Annotated in this window: 16 protein-coding genes; 12 read left to right on the forward strand and 4 right to left on the reverse strand. The window is 71.2% G+C overall.

The features are described from left to right. The first annotated feature begins 82 nt into the window (after positions 1 to 82). Positions 83 to 811: a histidine phosphatase family protein gene (locus AIF0345_RS03530; protein ID WP_285297192.1), complete on the forward strand. Its 729-nt coding sequence runs from the start codon at positions 83 to 85 to the stop codon at positions 809 to 811. Next, positions 808 to 1605: a hypothetical protein gene (locus tag AIF0345_RS03535; protein WP_268918032.1), complete on the forward strand. Its 798-nt coding sequence runs from the start codon at positions 808 to 810 to the stop codon at positions 1603 to 1605. The genes AIF0345_RS03530 and AIF0345_RS03535 overlap by 4 nt, the downstream gene beginning before the upstream one ends. 37 nt (positions 1606 to 1642) lie before the next feature. Here AIF0345_RS03535 and AIF0345_RS03540 read toward each other — a convergent pair whose 3' ends face one another. After that, the gene (locus AIF0345_RS03540) at positions 1643 to 2038 is read right to left on the reverse strand and encodes a PLD nuclease N-terminal domain-containing protein (protein ID WP_285297194.1); all 396 of its coding nucleotides are present in this window, start codon (positions 2036 to 2038) and stop codon (positions 1643 to 1645) included. Between the two features lie 43 nt (positions 2039 to 2081). Between AIF0345_RS03540 and AIF0345_RS03545 the strand changes: the two genes are divergently transcribed. The 4 genes from AIF0345_RS03545 (at position 2082) to AIF0345_RS03560 (ending at position 6619) form a co-directional block, all read left to right on the forward strand. Further along, positions 2082 to 3512 (forward strand): AMP-binding enzyme, encoded by a 1431-nt coding sequence (locus AIF0345_RS03545; protein WP_404975972.1) that lies wholly within the window; start codon positions 2082 to 2084, stop codon positions 3510 to 3512. 375 nt (positions 3513 to 3887) lie between these two features. Then, a complete protein-coding gene (locus AIF0345_RS03550; protein WP_285297198.1) occupies positions 3888 to 4721 on the forward strand; it encodes a polyadenylate binding domain-containing protein in 834 nt (277 codons plus the stop codon). A 158-nt stretch (positions 4722 to 4879) separates the two neighbouring features. Then, a complete protein-coding gene (locus AIF0345_RS03555; protein WP_285297200.1) occupies positions 4880 to 5878 on the forward strand; it encodes a 1,4-dihydroxy-2-naphthoate polyprenyltransferase in 999 nt (332 codons plus the stop codon). Between the two features lie 75 nt (positions 5879 to 5953). Beyond that, on the forward strand, positions 5954 to 6619 hold the full coding sequence (locus tag AIF0345_RS03560; protein WP_285297202.1) for a hypothetical protein: 666 nt from the start codon (positions 5954 to 5956) through the stop codon (positions 6617 to 6619). Between the two features lie 328 nt (positions 6620 to 6947). Here AIF0345_RS03560 and AIF0345_RS03565 read toward each other — a convergent pair whose 3' ends face one another. After that, complete coding sequence (locus AIF0345_RS03565; protein ID WP_285297882.1) at positions 6948 to 7538, reverse strand: YagU family protein; 591 nt, start codon at positions 7536 to 7538, stop codon at positions 6948 to 6950. Positions 7539 to 7939: 401 nt separating this feature from the next. After that, the gene (locus tag AIF0345_RS03570; protein ID WP_043563317.1) at positions 7940 to 8191 is read right to left on the reverse strand and encodes a hypothetical protein; all 252 of its coding nucleotides are present in this window, start codon (positions 8189 to 8191) and stop codon (positions 7940 to 7942) included. Between the two features lie 202 nt (positions 8192 to 8393). Here AIF0345_RS03570 and AIF0345_RS03575 point away from each other — a divergent pair, with 202 nt between their 5' ends. From AIF0345_RS03575 to AIF0345_RS03585, 3 genes are read left to right on the forward strand one after another with little or no spacing between them, the layout of a single operon-like run. Continuing rightward, positions 8394 to 10076 carry a cytochrome c biogenesis protein CcdA gene (locus AIF0345_RS03575; protein WP_285297204.1) on the forward strand — a complete coding sequence of 561 codons (1683 nt, stop codon included), beginning with the start codon at positions 8394 to 8396 and terminating at the stop codon, positions 10074 to 10076. Between the two features lie 59 nt (positions 10077 to 10135). Beyond that, entirely contained in the window at positions 10136 to 10690 is a 555-nt protein-coding gene (locus AIF0345_RS03580) for a sigma-70 family RNA polymerase sigma factor (protein WP_268918024.1), read from the forward strand. Continuing rightward, positions 10687 to 11823 (forward strand): anti-sigma factor, encoded by a 1137-nt coding sequence (locus tag AIF0345_RS03585; RefSeq protein WP_285297206.1) that lies wholly within the window; start codon positions 10687 to 10689, stop codon positions 11821 to 11823. Before AIF0345_RS03580 ends, AIF0345_RS03585 begins: the two co-directional genes overlap by 4 nt. A 13-nt stretch (positions 11824 to 11836) precedes the next feature. Here AIF0345_RS03585 and AIF0345_RS03590 read toward each other — a convergent pair whose 3' ends face one another. Then, complete coding sequence (locus AIF0345_RS03590) at positions 11837 to 12970, reverse strand: 1,4-dihydroxy-2-naphthoyl-CoA synthase (protein ID WP_285297208.1); 1134 nt, start codon at positions 12968 to 12970, stop codon at positions 11837 to 11839. A gap of 73 nt (positions 12971 to 13043) precedes the next feature. Between AIF0345_RS03590 and AIF0345_RS03595 the strand changes: the two genes are divergently transcribed. The 3 genes from AIF0345_RS03595 to AIF0345_RS03605 all read left to right on the forward strand — a co-directional run bounded on the left by AIF0345_RS03595 (position 13044) and on the right by AIF0345_RS03605 (position 15509). Next, a complete protein-coding gene (locus tag AIF0345_RS03595) occupies positions 13044 to 13706 on the forward strand; it encodes a hypothetical protein (RefSeq protein ID WP_285297210.1) in 663 nt (220 codons plus the stop codon). A gap of 20 nt (positions 13707 to 13726) precedes the next feature. Then, positions 13727 to 14023 carry a hypothetical protein gene (locus tag AIF0345_RS03600; protein WP_285297211.1) on the forward strand — a complete coding sequence of 99 codons (297 nt, stop codon included), beginning with the start codon at positions 13727 to 13729 and terminating at the stop codon, positions 14021 to 14023. 418 nt (positions 14024 to 14441) lie between these two features. Further along, entirely contained in the window at positions 14442 to 15509 is a 1068-nt protein-coding gene (locus AIF0345_RS03605; protein ID WP_285297213.1) for an IS630 family transposase, read from the forward strand. The last annotated feature ends 3 nt before the right edge of the window (positions 15510 to 15512 follow it).

The following is a 15512-nucleotide window of genomic DNA, read 5'->3' on the forward strand; positions in this document are numbered from 1 at the left end:
CACCGCACCGCCGCCCGCGCTCCGCGGCCCCGCAGCCGCACCGCGCCGCCGACCGCACCGCGGGCGTGCGAGAATCACGCACATGGCGCGCACGACGATCCACCTCATGAGGCACGGCGAGGTCCACAACCCCGAGGGCATCCTGTACGGGCGCCTTCCCGGCTACCACCTCTCCGAGCTGGGCCGGCAGATGGCGCTGCAGGTAGCCGACGTGCTGTCCGCCTCCGGCCACGACATCACCGCGGTCATCACCTCCCCCCTGGAGCGGGCGCGCGAGACCGGCGCCCCGACCGCCACCGCCTTCAACCTCGCCCCGACCACGGACGCGCGCCTCATCGAGGCCGGCAACCACTTCGAGGGCGTGCCCGTCAACCGCAACCGGTGGGTCCTGGCCCACCCCGAGCACTGGCGCTACTACCTCAACCCCCTGCGCCCGAGCTGGGGCGAGCCCTACACCGATCTCGTCGCCCGCATGAGCGCCGCCGTGCGCGCCGCCATCGGCCGGGCCGAGGGCCACGAGGCGCTGCTCGTCTCCCACCAGCTGCCCATCTGGGCGACCCGCCTGTGGCTCGAGGGCCGCCTCCTGGTCCACGACCCCCGCCGCCGCCAGTGCTCCCTGGCCTCGCTGACCTCCCTGACCTTCGACTCGCGCACGCTGGTCGGCCTGTCCTACTGGGAGCCCGCCAGCGACCTCCTGCGCCGCGCCGAGGACATGGTCCCGGGAACCTCCGCGGCCGCCGCGGCCATGGGGCGCTTACCCGAGTCCGCCGCCCCGGACGCCCCGGACGCCCCGGACGGGACGACGGCGTGACCCTCCAGCCCTGGCCGCAACCGGAGGGCCCCGACGGCGCCGCCCCGGGCGAGCTCGTCCCCGCCCGGAGCACCGGCCTGGTCCGCCCGGACGGGCGCGCCCCCGCCCGCCCCGCCCCGCGGCGACCGTGGACGGGCCAGGACTTCGTGTGGTGGAACACCGCCGCCGTCCTGACCGCCCTGCGCGCCGGGCGCCGCCCCAACCCCGTCTCGCCCGTCATCGACCCCGTGCGCCGCGCCTTCGCCTCCGACGAGGTCATGCTCGCCACCTGCGACGCCGAGCTGCTCATGTGGCGCCGCGGGGACGCCACCTACAACCCGTCGCGCGGCTTCTTCCTGGCCGGCGGACCCGTCGGGCTGGCCCTGACCGCCGCCTTCTTCGGCGGCCAGGCCTACCTGAACTCGCGGCGCAAGAGGGCCGCCGAGGCCGACGCCGTCGAGCGCTGGCGCCACCTGGCCGACGCCCGCCTGACCGTGTCCACCCACGGGATCTACCTGGGCACCGGGGAGGGCATCATGCCGATCGCCCTCCGCGACGTCCAGGAGGCCCAGCTCACCGGCACCGGCGAGATCGTCATGGCGGCCGCCAACGCCAGCGGCTCGGCGCGCTGGAAGCTGCGCGGGCAGTGGGCCGAGCTCGTCCTGATCCTGTGGTCGGCCCGGTACATGCCCGAGCACCCGCAGGTCGTGGGGCGCACGTGGCTGCCCGGCGACTGGTTCGTCCACGCCGCCGCCCACGGCTACGACGTCGACACCTCCTCCTGGCCGCGTTTCACCCCGCGCGCCTCGAGCTGAGGCCGACGGCTGAGGTCACGGTCGTTCCGGCGCCCGGTCAGCCGGCCTCCCCGGAGCCGGCGTCCTCGGGGGAGTCCCCGCTGCCGTCCTCGTCGCGGTGGTGGCGCTTGCGGCGGATGTCCTGCTCCAGGCCCCGCAGGAACTCCGGGTCGTCGTCGGGGGCGACAGGGCGCGGGCGCTCCGCCCGACGGAAGCTCGTGCCCTCCTTGGAGGACCACATCGTCGGCTCGACCCCCCCGCCGCGGTCCTCGGCGGCCTTGACGCGGCTGACAATGATCCACGCGATCGGCCCGACGAGCGTGGCCATGACGATAATGACGATCCACAACAGCTTGGGCATGCGGGCCGGCATCGACTCCTCCGGCGTGCGGGCGCAGTCGAGCAGGGAGTAGATCGTCAGGGCGAGGACGAGGACGATGAGAACGGCGCGCATGGCGCCACCCTAGCGGTTACCGGCCCCGATCCCGCACGGCCGCATGCGTGCGGTGTGCGACCCTGGCGCCGTGAGCGCGCACGTCACCCCTCCGCCCCCTCCCGCCCCGCGCCCCCTCCGCCTCGTCGTGGGCGGGACCGGCGCCCACCGAATCGCCCACCTGCACGGCGCGCTCGCCGATGTCCTTCACGGGCGCCCAGCTGGCCCAGGCCCGACGGCGGCCCGCGGCGGCCGAGGGCCGGCGGGTGCGGCCGGCGGGCCCCGGCCACTGATCGTGCCGATCGGCCCCCGCGAGGACGCCGCCGTCGTGCGCGCCGACCTGGCAGGCAGGATCGCCGGCGTTCCGGAGCGCGCCGACATCATCCTGCGCACCTCCGGCTCCACCACGGGCACGGCCCGCCTCGTCGCCATGGGCGCCGCCGCCCTGGTCGCCTCGGCGCGCGCCACGCACGCCCGGCTCGGCGGCCCCGGGACCTGGGTGCTGGCCCTGCCCGCCCACCACGTCGCCGGCCTGCAGGTGCTGGTGCGCTCCGTCGTGGCCGGGACCCGGCCCGTCGTCGTCGATACCGCCGGGGGCTTCGACGCCGGTGCGCTCGCGGCCGGGGCCGAGCGGGCGCTGGGGCGCGGGGGACCGGTGTACGTCTCGCTCGTGCCCACCCAGCTCCTGCGGGTGCTGGCAGACCCCGGCGCGGCCGCCGTCCTCGCGCGCGCGAGCGCCGTGCTCGTCGGCGGGGCCGCCACCGACCCCGCGCTGCTGGCGCGCTCGCGCGCCGCCGGGATCCGGGCGGTGACGACCTACGGCATGAGCGAGACCGGGGGAGGGTGCGTCTACGACGGCCTGCCGCTTGAGGGCGTGAGCGTGCGCATCGAGGACCCCGACGAGGCCGGCGTCGGCAGGATCGTGCTGGCCGGGCCCGTCCTGGCGGAGGGCTACGTCGGCCCGCCCGGTGCGCCGAGCCGGACGGCTCAGACTGGCCGGCCTGCCGAGTCCGCCCGGTCCGCGGAGCCCACCCGGTCCGCGGCCTTCCGCACCGGCCCCCGCGAGCTCGCAACCGCCGACCGCGGGCGGCTGGAGGCCCTGCCCGACGGCTCCACCCGGCTGACGGTGCTCGGACGGCTCGACGACATCATTGTCACCGGCGGCATCAAGGTCGATCCCCACGAGGTTGAGCAGGTGCTGGCCGGCCTGCCCGGCGTCGCCCAGGCCTGCGTCGTCGGCATCCCGGACGCCACGTGGGGAAGCGCCGTCGTGGCCGTCGTCGTGCCCGAGGCCGGCGCCGCTGTCGACGGCGAGGGGCTGCGCAGGCAGGCCAGGGAGCGTCTTGACGGCGCCCACGCCCCCAAACGCGTCCTGGTCGTGCCCGAGATGCCCCTGCGCGGCCCGGGCAAGACCGACCGGCGCGCCGTCGCCGCCCTCTGCCGGGCGATGCGAGGCCTTCCGAGGCCTTCTGAGGCCGTCGCGGCCCGCTCCTGAGAAGCCTCCAGGCGCCGAGTCGGGGATGTTGCACATTCGTTTGCGGCCCGCGTGGAGCAGAACCGCGGAATCATGCGAAAAAGACGATGTGGCGGGAAGCGAGGCGGCTCTCCCGTGTGCGCAGACCCCCCTCGGCGACCGTGGGAGCACAGCAACAGATTGTGGCGATTGGGGAGAAATCGCAGAATCCCAACGAAAAGTCGGGCTCGCTCTGCGAGGGTCCTGTTCTCCCATGTGCAACTCGGCCGTGCGCCCTGGAACCGGTCGCCGAGAAGGCGCAGCCCTGAGGCGCGGGTGGGGCCCGTTCCCATTGGGAACGGGCCCGGCCGCGCGCCTATGCTGGTAACGGCCTTGATCGTCGTCCAGGAGCAGCCCATGTCGCAGCCGACCTTTCCCGACCAGCCGCAGTCACCCGGCCGGTACGGGTACCCGCCCGCCTCCGGGCAGCCCCAGGCGGGGTACGGGCAGACGCCGGCCGGATACGGCCAGACCGCCCCGGCTGGTCAGGGCCTGCCGCAGGGGGCTTACGGCCAGGCGGCTCCCGCCGGCTACGGACAGCCGGTGGCCTACGGCGCTCCCGCGGCTCCCGACTCGGCGCCTGGGAGCCTGCCTCCTCGGGGCGTTCCCATCCCCGTGACGCAGGAGTCCGTGGCCTTCCGCGCCTCCGCCACCAGGTCGGCGCGCACGGTGATGCTCGTCACCGGAGGTTTCGGTCTTGTCGTCCTCGCCGGCGCCATCTACAACTTTGCCGACGGGAAGTTCGGCGCCGGCATCCTCCTGGTCCTCCTCGGCCTGCTCCTGCTCGCTGTCGTCGCACTCATGATGACCGTGCGCACCACCCTGGACGCCACCGGGATCCACACCGGATCGGCCCTCGGGTACAAGGACTTCCCCTGGCCGGCCTCGCGCACCGGCCTGTTCGTGCGGATCAAGATCGCCGGGGGCAAGGCGGCTCTCGTCGCCAACGACGCGCAGGCCATGCTCGTCACCCCCGAGGGCAGGGCGGTGCAGCTCACCGGCCTGACCTGGATGGGTCCCCTGCCCAGCTCGATCGAGGCCAAGGGCATGGCAGAGCTCGACCGCATCTGGGCCTGGGCCCTCGCCCGCGGGTACGCCCGCGAGACCGGTCAGTACACCGAGATCCGCGGCCTCCAGAAGCTGATGCAGCTCCAGCGCCGTGGGCAGGAGGAGCGTTACGGGCTCGTGTGAGCCCTTCTGCGCGCGTCCGTGCGCCGGGACCCGGCCCGGCTCGTCCCCCGCAGGGTCCCTCCGCGGTCCCGGATCGCGCCGGCTCTCGCAAGCCCGGCCTCGTCGTCGCGCCACCGTGAGCAGGTAGGCTCCGCGGCAGGCACCGGGGAGAGGACATTATGAGCGCCAGCAGCACCGCACGGCAACCGGGCAGTCGGACGGATACGGGTCCGCGCGCCACCAGCTGGGCGGAGGTCGTGCGCCTGCGCACCCTGCCCGCCGCCGTCACCCCGGTCATTCTCGGGGGCGGGGCGGCGGCGGCGCTCGGGACCTTCTCGGCGCCGCGCACCCTGCTGGCCGCGGGAGTCGCCCTCGCCCTCCAGGTCGGCTGCAACCTCGCCAACGACTACTCCGACGGCGTGCGCGGCACCGACGACGAGCGCACCGGCCCGCCGCGCCTGACCGCCTCCGGGGCCGTCGCCCCCCGCGCCGTCAAGCTGGCCGCCTTCGGCTGCTTCGGGGTCGGCGGGGCGCTCGGGGCCGCGCTCCTGGCCCTGTCCGGCCAGTGGTGGATGCTGCTGCTCGGCGCCGCGGCGATCGCCGCCGCCTGGTTCTACACCGGCGGCCCCCGCCCCTACGGCTACGCGGGGCTCGGCGAGGTCTTCGTCTTCGTGTTCTTCGGGCTCATGGCCACCGCCGGCACCCTCTACGTCCAGGGCGGGAGCGTGCCGGGCTGGGCGTGGCTCGCCGCCTGCGGGATCGGGCTCATCGCCTGCTCGCTGCTCATGGTCAACAACCTGCGCGACATCGGCACCGACCCCCTGCACGGCAAGCGCACGCTCGCCGTGCGGCTGGGGGAGCGCGGGGCGCGGGCGGCCTTCTGCGCCATGCTCGCGGTTCCGGTCCTCCTCGGCGTCGTCGCCCTGTGGCAGGCCCGCAGCACTCACAGCGCTTCTGGTGCTCCCGGTGCTCCCGGCGCCGTGACGCTCGGCGGTGCCGTGGCCGTCGTCTACGCGGTCTACCTGCTCCTCCTCGGACTGCTCGCGGGCCGTGCCGCCCTGCCCGTCCTGCGCGGCGCCACCGGGCGCGATCTCATCCCCTCCCTGCGGGACGCCGGGCTGTACGAGCTCGTCTACGGCGCCGCCACCGCGGCGGCGCTCGTCGTCGTCACCGGTTGAGCGACGACGGGGAGGCCGCCCCATTCCCGCGTGCGGGACGGGCGCATACGCTGGGCGGGACGCAAGGGGGAGAGAATGGGTACTAGTGGTCCCTGGGCGGTGACGGATATGCAGGAGGCGCTGCTCCTGGAGCCGCCCCCGGACGTGGCCCGCACGGGGCGGCGCGTGTACGTGTCCTTCGGCGTGAACTGCGCCTCGTTGCTGTGCATCCTGGGCTGCCTTTCGACAGGCAGCATGGTGATCAACCCCGACCCGCCGGGGTGGTCGGTTCTCATGATGCTCCTGTTCGTAGCCGTCGACCTCCCGCTGCTGTGCCTCCAGCTCGTGGTCGCGCGCTCCCACTCGACGGTGCGCACCATCGTCACCCGTCGAGGGCTGGTCTGCATGGGCCTGTCCACGCGCCGACTGCCCTGGCCCTCCTCGCGCTCGGACCTGTACCCGGTTGTGCGCGGATTCTCCGGCCGGCAGGCCGTCATCGCCTTCCAGGTCGACGACGACGCCAGGGCCCATCAGCTCTTCGGGGTCATTCACATCGGCAGGGGCGAGCAGGTGCCGCAGATGCTCGCCGCCGTGAACGCTCAGCTCGACGCCGTGTGGGCGTGGGGCGTGGAGCGCGGCTGCGCCGTCGAGTCCGGCCGCTACCGGGCGCTGACCAGCTCCGGGGAGGAGCGGGCCCGACGCCGGGCGGCCGCGCGGCTGGAGGCCTTTCGTGGCGCCCGGAGGGGTCCGGGGCCGGGGTGACGGTTGCGGTTGTGTACATGGCCCTGGGCCTTGTCGCGGCCTTCTTGATGGGCGGGGCGGGCGGCGCATGGGAGGCAAGCGACACGGATCCTGTGGATTCCGTGGCCGAGCGGCGCTGTGCGCTCAAGACCGACCTTCCAAGAGACTCCGGGCCCCGGAGAGCCGGCAGAAGACACCGCCCGCCCCTGCTGGCGTCAGGCAGGGGCCTCGGACCGATCTCGGGTCGGAATACTACCGATCTCGACGAAGGGGGGGGCAGCGCCCCGGCACGTGCCGGCGGCGCTCAATACCCAGCTCGACGATCTGCGGACCTGGGGGCGCGGGGCCCTCAGCGCGCCGGCTCGGCGTCCAGGGCGACCTCGGCGTCGGGCTCGTGGGTGATGCGGTTGCGCAGGTCGCGGCGCACGACCTCAATCGACCACAGCCACACGATATGGCCGAAGAGCTCTGAGAAGTGCTCCGACCAGGTCTGGGCCCCCGCCACCCACGGGAAGGGGCTCGGAGCCCAGCCCAGCAGCGGCATGACGACGACGTGCGCGCCGATGTACACCACGATTCCGAAGACGGCGCCCTGCCACATCTTGATCCGCGGGAAGTACTCGGCCGCGATGCAGTAGATGAGGCCGAATGCGATGGCGAAGCTGAAGTGCACGATGAAGGACATGATCGGCAGCTGGTTGTTGCTGAAGGTCACCATCATGTGCGAGGTGTCGTGCGGCATCCCGAACCACTCCAGCATGGACTGGGGCGGATTCGTCTCCGAGCGCAGGCCGGGCGTACGGGGCGGGAACGGGACCTCCCAGCCGAACTTCACGAGCGCGGAGAACACGCCGCCGATGAGCCCTACGACTGCGGCGACCTTGAGACGGCGACGGGCGGGGTCGGTGCTGCCGAGCAGCGAGGTGATCCAGGTGGGCATGGGGGCCTCCGGGGTGGGGAATAGGAAGCCGGCACCGCCGATCGACGTCGGTCGACGCTGCCGGTTGAGGACGGAGCGGTACCCGTAAGGGCAGGCCCGCCCTGCCACCATGTCATCACAATGCCGTGGTGTCCAGGCTCCGTCCCGTCGTCGTTCCCGGGCCCGGACGGCCGGCTCCGAGCGGGGCGGGGCTCGGCGCCGAAAGTGCGTGGGAGCCTCACTCGGCCGGGGGCGGCGGTGCCCGGCCGGCGTCGTGAACCGATCTCGACGCGGAGATCTATCGTTCTCGGCGCGGAAGTGAACCGATCTCGAGCCGGAATACGACCGATCTCGGCGAAAGAGGCGGCGGCCCGCCCCCGATTGTCTCGGGGCGGGCCGCCGCAGGCCGGCTCGACGGATCCTTACTTGTTGCCCGATCCGTCGCTCATCTTGTCGTCGGGCATCGCCGAGCCGTCATGCATCTTGTCGCCGTCGGACATCTTGCCGTCGTCCATCTTGTCGCCGTCGGACATCTTGCCGTCGTCCATCTTGTCGCTCGACGTCTGCTGCATGCTCGGCTTGTCCTTGCCGGCGTCCGTCGAGCCGCAGGCCGCGGTGCCGGCCGCGAGGGCCGCAACGAGCAGGGAGGCGGACAGGGCGGTGCGAATACGCATGGGATCTCCTTAGAGAGGAAAGGAATGATGATGTGGAGTGGCGCGCCGGTGAGCGCGCCGACATCACAGGTTCGGAGCGGCGGGGGGCGCGGATTGGAGATGGGCCGAGCAGTTTGAGTGAGCCTCGTCACTCTCAATGGGGGCATCCGGACGGTCGTCCGCGCCGAACAGACGGTGACACCATCGCGAAAGAGGAGCAACAATGGTCAGTCTTGTTCTCATCGGCCTGCTCGGTGGCCTCATCACCGGCATATCCCCCTGCATTCTGCCGGTCCTACCGGTCATCTTCCTGTCCGGCGGGGCCCAGGGCGCACGAACACAGGGCGAGGACGGGGCCCCCGCCGTCTCCAGGTGGCGGCCGTACCTCGTGGTGGCCGGGCTGGTCCTCAGCTTCACCACCTTCACGCTGCTGGGGTCCACGCTCCTCAACCTCCTGCACCTGCCGCAGGACATCATCCGCTGGGTCGGAATCGTCCTGCTGGCCCTCATCGGCATCGGCATGATCGTCCCCAAGGTCATGGAGATCATGGAGCGGCCCTTCGCCCGCTTCCAGCGAGCCGGCTCATCCAACCCGTCCAACGGCTTCCTTCTGGGGCTCGTCCTCGGGGCCGCCTACGTGCCCTGCGCCGGCCCGGTGCTCGCGGCCGTCTCGGTCGCCGGCTCCACCGGCCAGATCGGCGCCGACACAGTCGCTCTCGCCATCTCCTTCGGCCTGGGCACCGCCGTGCCGCTGCTCGCCTTCGCGCTGGCCGGCCGCAAGCTCACCGAGCGGCTCCAGGCCTTCCGCCGTCGTCAGAAGGCCGTGCGCGTCACCGCCGGAGCGGTCATGCTGGCCCTGTCCGTGGCGCTCGTCCTCAACCTGCCGGCCGCCCTCCAGCGCGCCCTGCCGGACTACACCGCCTCGCTCCAGGCCGGCACCGACAGCGTGCTGCACGGCAGCATGGGTGTCGGCGAGGGGGGCAAGTGCGTCGACGGCGCCGACCACCTCGCCCACTGCGGGCAGCTGCCCCGCATCGACGGCATCAGCGCCTGGTTCAACACCCCCGGCGAGCAGCCCCTCGCCGACGCCGATCGGGCCGGCAAGGTGACTCTCCTGGACTTCTGGGCCTACTCCTGCATCAACTGCCAGCGCTCCATCCCCGGCATCCAGAAGCTCCACGAGACCTACGGCTCCCTCGGCCTGCAGGTCATCGGCGTCCACTCCCCGGAGTACGCCTTCGAGAAGGAGGTCGACAACGTCCGCGGCGGCGCCGCCAACCTCGGCATCACCTACCCGGTGGCGGTCGACTCCGACCTGACTACCTGGCGCAACTTCGACAACCACTACTGGCCCGCGCACTACCTCGCCGACTCCACCGGCGAGCTGCGCCAGGTCAAGTTCGGCGAGGGCGGCGAGGCCACCACCGAGAAGCTCGTGCGCGAGCTCCTGCGCGAGGCCCACCCCGACGTGCAGCTGCCCGCCCCCGTGTTCTCCGACGACGAGCCCTCCGCCGGAGGCCCGCGCACCCCCGAGACCTACCTCGGCTCCGCCCGCGCCAGCAACGTCGCCGGTCAGCTGACGGAGGGAACGTCGTCGTACACCTTCCCGGAGAAGCAGAAGGCCGACACCTTCTCCCTGGACGGGACGTGGAACGTGTCCGCGCAGTCCATCTCGCCCGACGGCGGCCCCGCTCGCCTCCGGTTGCGCTACCAGGGCAAGCAGGTCAACCTGGTCGCCTCCGGCGAGGGGGACATCACATACTCCACCGGCGGTGAGAAGCGCACGATCCATGTCTCGGGGGTCCCCAACTCGATCGAGCTTGTGAGTACGGAGGAGACTCAGGAGGGCACGCTCGAGCTCGAGGCGGGCCAGGGCCTGTCCCTGTACTCCTTCACCTTCGGATGATCACAGCCGGATAACGGCAGGAAGCCCAAAAAGGTGGTCTGGACCCGTACCATGCGACTGTGCATGATGAGGAACTGGAGCTCGACAACGCCCTTATCCGGGGGGTGGCTGCCGGGGATCACGAGGCCTTCGCCGAGTTCTACGACCGCTGGTCGGGACGGCTGCTCGCTCTCATCGTCCAGATCCTGGTGGACCGCACCCAGAGCGAGGAGGTGCTCCAGGAGGTCTTCCTGGAAATATGGCGCACCGCTCCCGCCTTCTCGCCGAGCAGGGGCAGCGCTCGAGCCTGGGCGGTGACCATGGCGCGGCGCAGGGCGATCGACCGGGTCAGGTCCTCCCAGGCGGCCCGTGATCGTGAGGATCAGTGGCGCGACTACATGCCGGATACCGACCTCACGATCCAGGCCGTCGAGGACCGGCTCGTCGGTGAGGAGGTGCGCCGGGCCCTGGACGCCGTCGGCGAGCCGCAGCGGTCCACGCTGGTCATGGCCTACTTCACCGGTCTGACCCACACCGAGATCGCCCGGCGCACAGGGGTGCCGCTCGGCACGGTCAAGACCAGGATCAGGAACGGAATCGCACGACTTCGCAAGGAGATGGGGGCGGCATCATGACGGGGCGGAACAGGCACCACCGGTCGAGAGACCCCTTCGCCGCCTACCCGAGGGCGGCCGGCAGCAGATGGGACGAGGACGCGCTCGCCATGTCGGATGAGGCCCTCGCCCTGCTCGGCGCGTCCCTGGAGCCGGTCGAGCCGCCGGCCTCGTTGCGCGCCGAGCTGCTCGAGCGCATCAGGCCCAAGGAGGGGGCTGCCGATCCCGCGGCCGACGGGACGGCGGCCTCGGGCGAGAGGACGGCTGAGAGCGCGGAGAGCGCAGGGGACAGGGGCGCGTCGAAGAGGGGCACTGCTGGGACGACGGCGCGAAACGCGGCGGCCGGGTCTGCGACGGCGGGGCCCGACCCCCGCTCGGCCGGCCCGAGGTCCGGCTCGGCCGGGCCGCGGTCCGCCCCGGCAGGGGCGCCCTCCCGCTCGGCCGGGCCGGAGTCCGCTCCTGCTGCTGCCGAGGCGCCGGCCGAGCACGCCGCCGACCGGCAGGGCGCCGTCGTCCCCCTGCGCCCGCGCCGACGCCGGTGGCTCACGGCCGGGCTGCGGGTCGCCGCCGTCGTCGTCCTCCTCGCCGTCGGCATCGGGGTGGGCCGATGGACCGCGCCCCGCCCGGCGGCCCCGGCCCCCACCGACGGCTACGCCCGTATGGAGGACTACGCCCACCTCAACCAGGCCCAGGACGTTCAGCGCGTGACCGACACCATGCCCGACGGCCACATCGCGACCCTCACCTGGTCCCAGGGCATGAGCATGACGGCGCTGAGCCTGCCGGACGAGCTGCTCGAGGCGGCCGCGGACAGCAGCCTCCAGGTCTGGCTGCGCAAGGGCGAGGACGTGAGCTCACTGGGCCTGTACGACCCGGCGTCGGGGGCGGGCTTCGCCTTCCTCGACCTCATGCCCGAGGAGGGGGAGCAGGTCTTCATCACCCAGGAGCCTGCCGGCGGATCGGACCGGCCGACGGGGGAGGCCCTGGTCACCTTCGACGTCAATGTCGACGGCACGACCACCCGCGGCTCGTCCACGCCGTCCGACCCGGCTCCGACGCCGTCCGGCAGGCCGGGCAGCAGCGGCTCGGCCACCTCTCCGGCTGCGCCGTCCGGTCACCAGCCCGCGAAGCCGACCGGGAAGGCCACGGCCTGAGCGGCCGGCCTCCTCAGAAGTAGTACGGGTAGGGCGACCAGTCGGGGGCGCGCCGCTGCAGGAACGCGTCGCGCCCCTCGACGGCCTCATCGGTCATGTAGGCCAGGCGCGTGACCTCGCCGGCGAAGACCTGCTGGCCCGCCAGGCCGTCGTCGGCCAGGTTGAAGGCCAGCTTGAGCATGCGGATGGCCTGGGGGGACTTGCCGGCGACGGTCGCGGCGTGCTCGAGCGCCCGCTCCTCCAGGCGCGCGTGCGGGACCGCCTCGTTGACCACGCCCCAGCGCTCGGCGGTGGCGGCGTCGTAGGCGCGCCCCAGGAAGAAGATCTCGCGGGCGCGCTTGTCGCCGATCTGCCTGGCCAGCAGCGCCGAGCCGTAGCCGGCGTCGAAGGAGCCGACGTCGGCGTCGGTCTGCTTGAAGCGGGCGTGCTCGAGGCTGGCCAGCGACAGGTCGCACACGACGTTGAGGGAGTGGCCGCCGCCGGCCGCCCAGCCGGACACGGCCGCGATGACGACCTTGGGCATGGTGCGGATCAGGCGCTGGACCTCCAGGACGTGCAGGCGTCCTGCGCGGGCGGCGTCGATGCGCGCGCGGGCCGCCGCCACGTCCGCCTCGTGGTCGTGGGCGGCCGGCGCCCCGGGTGCGCCGTGGGGCCCGGCGGCGGAGGCGCTGGCGGGCGCGTCGGGGCCGTGGGGCCCGGCGCCCTCCTCGCGCTCGTAGCGGTAGCCGTCGCGGCCGCGGATGCGCTGGTCTCCCCCGGAGGAGAAGGCCCAGCCGCCGTCGCGCGGGGAGGGGCCGTTGCCGGTGAGGACGACGGCGCCGACGTCGCCGCTCATGCGGGCGTGGTCCAGGACGCGGTAGAGCTCGTCCACCGTGCGGGGGCGGAAGGCGTTGCGTACCTCGGGGCGGTTGAAGGCCACGCGGACTACCGGCAGGTCGCTGATCCAGGCGCCGTCGGCGTCGCGGACGCAGCCGCGGTGGTAGGTGACGTCGGTCAGGCCCGCCGGCGCGCCCGTGCCGTGGGCGAAGCCCGCGATCTCGCGCCAGCGGGCGGGGTCGAAGATCTCCGAGACGCGGGGCGGCGGCGGGTATGCCGGGGTGGGCGGAGCAGGGGCGGTGGACGCGGTGCGGGCGGCGGACTCGTTCATGGGGTCAGGGTAGGGGACGGGGCGGGCGTGCGTTTCTCGGCTGGTCCGCGAATATGCGCGGGGACCCTGACGAATGTCAACTGTGGCGAGGACGGAAATCCTTCTACTGTGGATGCAGGCGGGGAGCGGCTGCTGTACCAGACGCATCCGCTTCAGCACCGGGGAGGTCTTCATGATATCGCTTTCAAAATATGCGCCAGTAGCCGCTGCGTGTGTGCTCGCCCTGTCTGTGTCTGCCGGTGGGGCTGCGCAGGCGAGTTCTCTGTCCGAGGAAGCAGGCTCTGGGGAGGGAGAGTTCGAGCAGCAAGTTGCAGTTGACCCGGCTACGGGTGCGCAGCGCTCCGCCGTACCCATTGACGGGGAGGGGCTGAGGCTGAATACTCAGCCAGGTGACCTGATTCGCGTTGAGGGCGACACGGTGACATGGCTTGATGGTGCCGGAGGCGTCGTGGCGACCATCAACCTGTCGCCGGAGAAGGGCGAGAGTGTCCCCTTTACTTATGATGAGACGAAGCATCTGCTCCGCCCTGAGGCGACGAGAGCTCTTGAGGACGATGAGTACGCGGGTTGTATGCCTAAGTGGTGGGGGTGGTTCTTCGGAATTACTTGGGGCGGGCTTGTCTGCGTGCCCGCGACCGCTGGCGCGTCCGGGGTGGCGACCCCGATCGCCGGTGCGGTTACTGAGATGGCGTGCGCTGCGGCTGGCGGAGCTCTTGTTACCGCGATTTCCTGCTGATCGTCTGGTGTGATATGGAGGTGGTGGGCATGAAGTATCGGCGACATGTTTATTGCGTCCTTTTGTCTGCGATCGCGATTGTTGTGACCATGCCATTTCATCCGGGTATTCCGTGGGCGGCGTGGTTGGGGGCCTTCATCTTCTTCGCGGTGGAGGCTGAGATTCTCTTCGCCGTGATTGACGGTCGACGCGGTGAGGGCCCGGACGATGTCGGCCGACGAGGCCGCTCTCGTCGGATGATCATCGTGGCCGGAGTGATGGCCGTTATCCTGCTGGTGCTCTGGAGCGCGGTATTGATGGGTGCGGCGGAAGGCTGACGCGGCTTGTAAAAATTTCTGAAGTGCTGCTCAGCGCAAGGAGGGCGGGGTGGCCCGGGCGGAGTCGAGATATTCACTGAATTCGAGAAGAAGCATTGCCCAGGCGCTCGTGGGTGGCGGAGCCTTGGCGGCGGCCCATGAGGTTCGCGGGGCTGCTCTCTGAGAGATTCGATCCTTTCGGCGCGGTGCGTGCGGTGATTGTGCTGTTCTCTGTACGGCTTCTCTTTTGCTCGTGGCGGGCGATAGGGAAATCTGGTGGTTCGCTTAGGTTCTCCAGGAGGTGGTATGCCCTGTCTGGCGTCGGCGTCATTATCGGACTTTATGGACTTTGGCCGGAATTAAACAAAATGGCATTCTGGGGCAGCTGCTGCGGGATTCCTGGTTGGCGTCTGCGGAGCACCTCGTATAAGATAATCTCATGCAGATCGACATGACGGACGAGGAACGGGACATCCTCATCAGGTGGAAGAAGCGCTCGGACACCTACAGGCTGGTGAGAATGAAGGCGGAGGCGATTGTGTACGCTGCCCGCGGCGTCGGCCTGGATATTATCGCGGAGATGGTCGAGCGGGCCGAGGGGACGGTACGTGAGTGGCTGTCGGAATGGCGGCAGACCAGGCTGGGCTCCGTGGTAACCGGTCACGCCGGCAACGAGAATGCGGCAAAGCTCAAGCGGGCGCAGAAGGAGGAGCTGGAGGAGATTCTCAGTAGACCGCCCTCGGAGGCAGGCGTCAAAGCCGGCTTCTGGGACGTCCCGGCCCTTAAGGACGTCGTGCAGATCAAGTTCGGAGTCGAGTACAGGTCCGAGTCCTCCTATCGGCTGCTCATGCGCTTTCTGGGCATGACCTTCAAGCTCCCCGACCCGTTCGACAAGCGCCGCGACGAGAAGGCCATTGCCAGGCGGATGGCCGAGATCCGGCGCCAGGTCAACGATCTGCTGGAAGAAGGCTGGGAGGTCTACACCGTCGACGAGGTCCGCGTCGAGCACGAGGCCGAGACCCGGCGCATGTGGCTTCCCAAGGGAAAGAGAACAAGGCTGTACGTGGACCGCAAGAAGGCGAGCCAGTCGTTCTTCGGGGCACTGAGCCTGACGACCAAGAAAATGAAGATCTACCCCATCGAGGGAAACCAGAACGCCGAGCAGATCACCCTCATGATGGATCGCCTGGCGCGCGAGACCGATGAGGGGAAGAAGATCGCGGTGGTCCTGGACAACGCCAGGTTCCACCACGCCAAGGCTTTGAACGATCTTTATGCCCCCGGCCAGGCTCTGGAGCGCATCACACCCATCTACATGCCCCCGTACGCCCCCGATCACAATCCCACAGAACACGTGTGGAACGCCGCCAAAGCCAATATCGCCAACCTCCAGCGCGACACCCCGGAGAACACCTTCGCGGCCTTCACCGCCTACATCACCAACCGCACCTTCGACTACGACTTCGAGCACCTCCCAATCACACCATCACACACCGATCTTGTTTAATTC

It is taken from the genome of Actinomyces israelii (assembly GCF_030253495.1).
GTDB lineage: Bacteria > Actinomycetota > Actinomycetes > Actinomycetales > Actinomycetaceae > Actinomyces > Actinomyces israelii.

Bases quoted from the DNA above. Each gene is read 5' to 3' on its own strand.
- AIF0345_RS03560 (WP_285297202.1), top strand. From the start codon at position 5,954: ATGGGTACTAGTGGTCCCTGGGCGGTGACGGATATGCAGGAGGCGCTG.
- AIF0345_RS03570 (WP_043563317.1), bottom strand. From the start codon at position 8,191: ATGCGTATTCGCACCGCCCTGTCCGCCTCCCTGCTCGTTGCGGCCCTC.
- AIF0345_RS03540 (WP_285297194.1), bottom strand. From the start codon at position 2,038: ATGCGCGCCGTTCTCATCGTCCTCGTCCTCGCCCTGACGATCTACTCC.
- AIF0345_RS03550 (WP_285297198.1), top strand. From the start codon at position 3,888: ATGTCGCAGCCGACCTTTCCCGACCAGCCGCAGTCACCCGGCCGGTAC.
- AIF0345_RS03565 (WP_285297882.1), bottom strand. From the start codon at position 7,538: ATGCCCACCTGGATCACCTCGCTGCTCGGCAGCACCGACCCCGCCCGT.
- AIF0345_RS03585 (WP_285297206.1), top strand. From the start codon at position 10,687: ATGACGGGGCGGAACAGGCACCACCGGTCGAGAGACCCCTTCGCCGCC.
- AIF0345_RS03555 (WP_285297200.1), top strand. From the start codon at position 4,880: ATGAGCGCCAGCAGCACCGCACGGCAACCGGGCAGTCGGACGGATACG.
- AIF0345_RS03590 (WP_285297208.1), bottom strand. From the start codon at position 12,970: ATGAACGAGTCCGCCGCCCGCACCGCGTCCACCGCCCCTGCTCCGCCC.
- AIF0345_RS03545 (WP_404975972.1), top strand. From the start codon at position 2,082: ATGCGTGCGGTGTGCGACCCTGGCGCCGTGAGCGCGCACGTCACCCCT.
- AIF0345_RS03530 (WP_285297192.1), top strand. From the start codon at position 83: ATGGCGCGCACGACGATCCACCTCATGAGGCACGGCGAGGTCCACAAC.
- AIF0345_RS03605 (WP_285297213.1), top strand. From the start codon at position 14,442: ATGCAGATCGACATGACGGACGAGGAACGGGACATCCTCATCAGGTGG.
- AIF0345_RS03575 (WP_285297204.1), top strand. From the start codon at position 8,394: ATGGTCAGTCTTGTTCTCATCGGCCTGCTCGGTGGCCTCATCACCGGC.
- AIF0345_RS03595 (WP_285297210.1), top strand. From the start codon at position 13,044: ATGTCAACTGTGGCGAGGACGGAAATCCTTCTACTGTGGATGCAGGCG.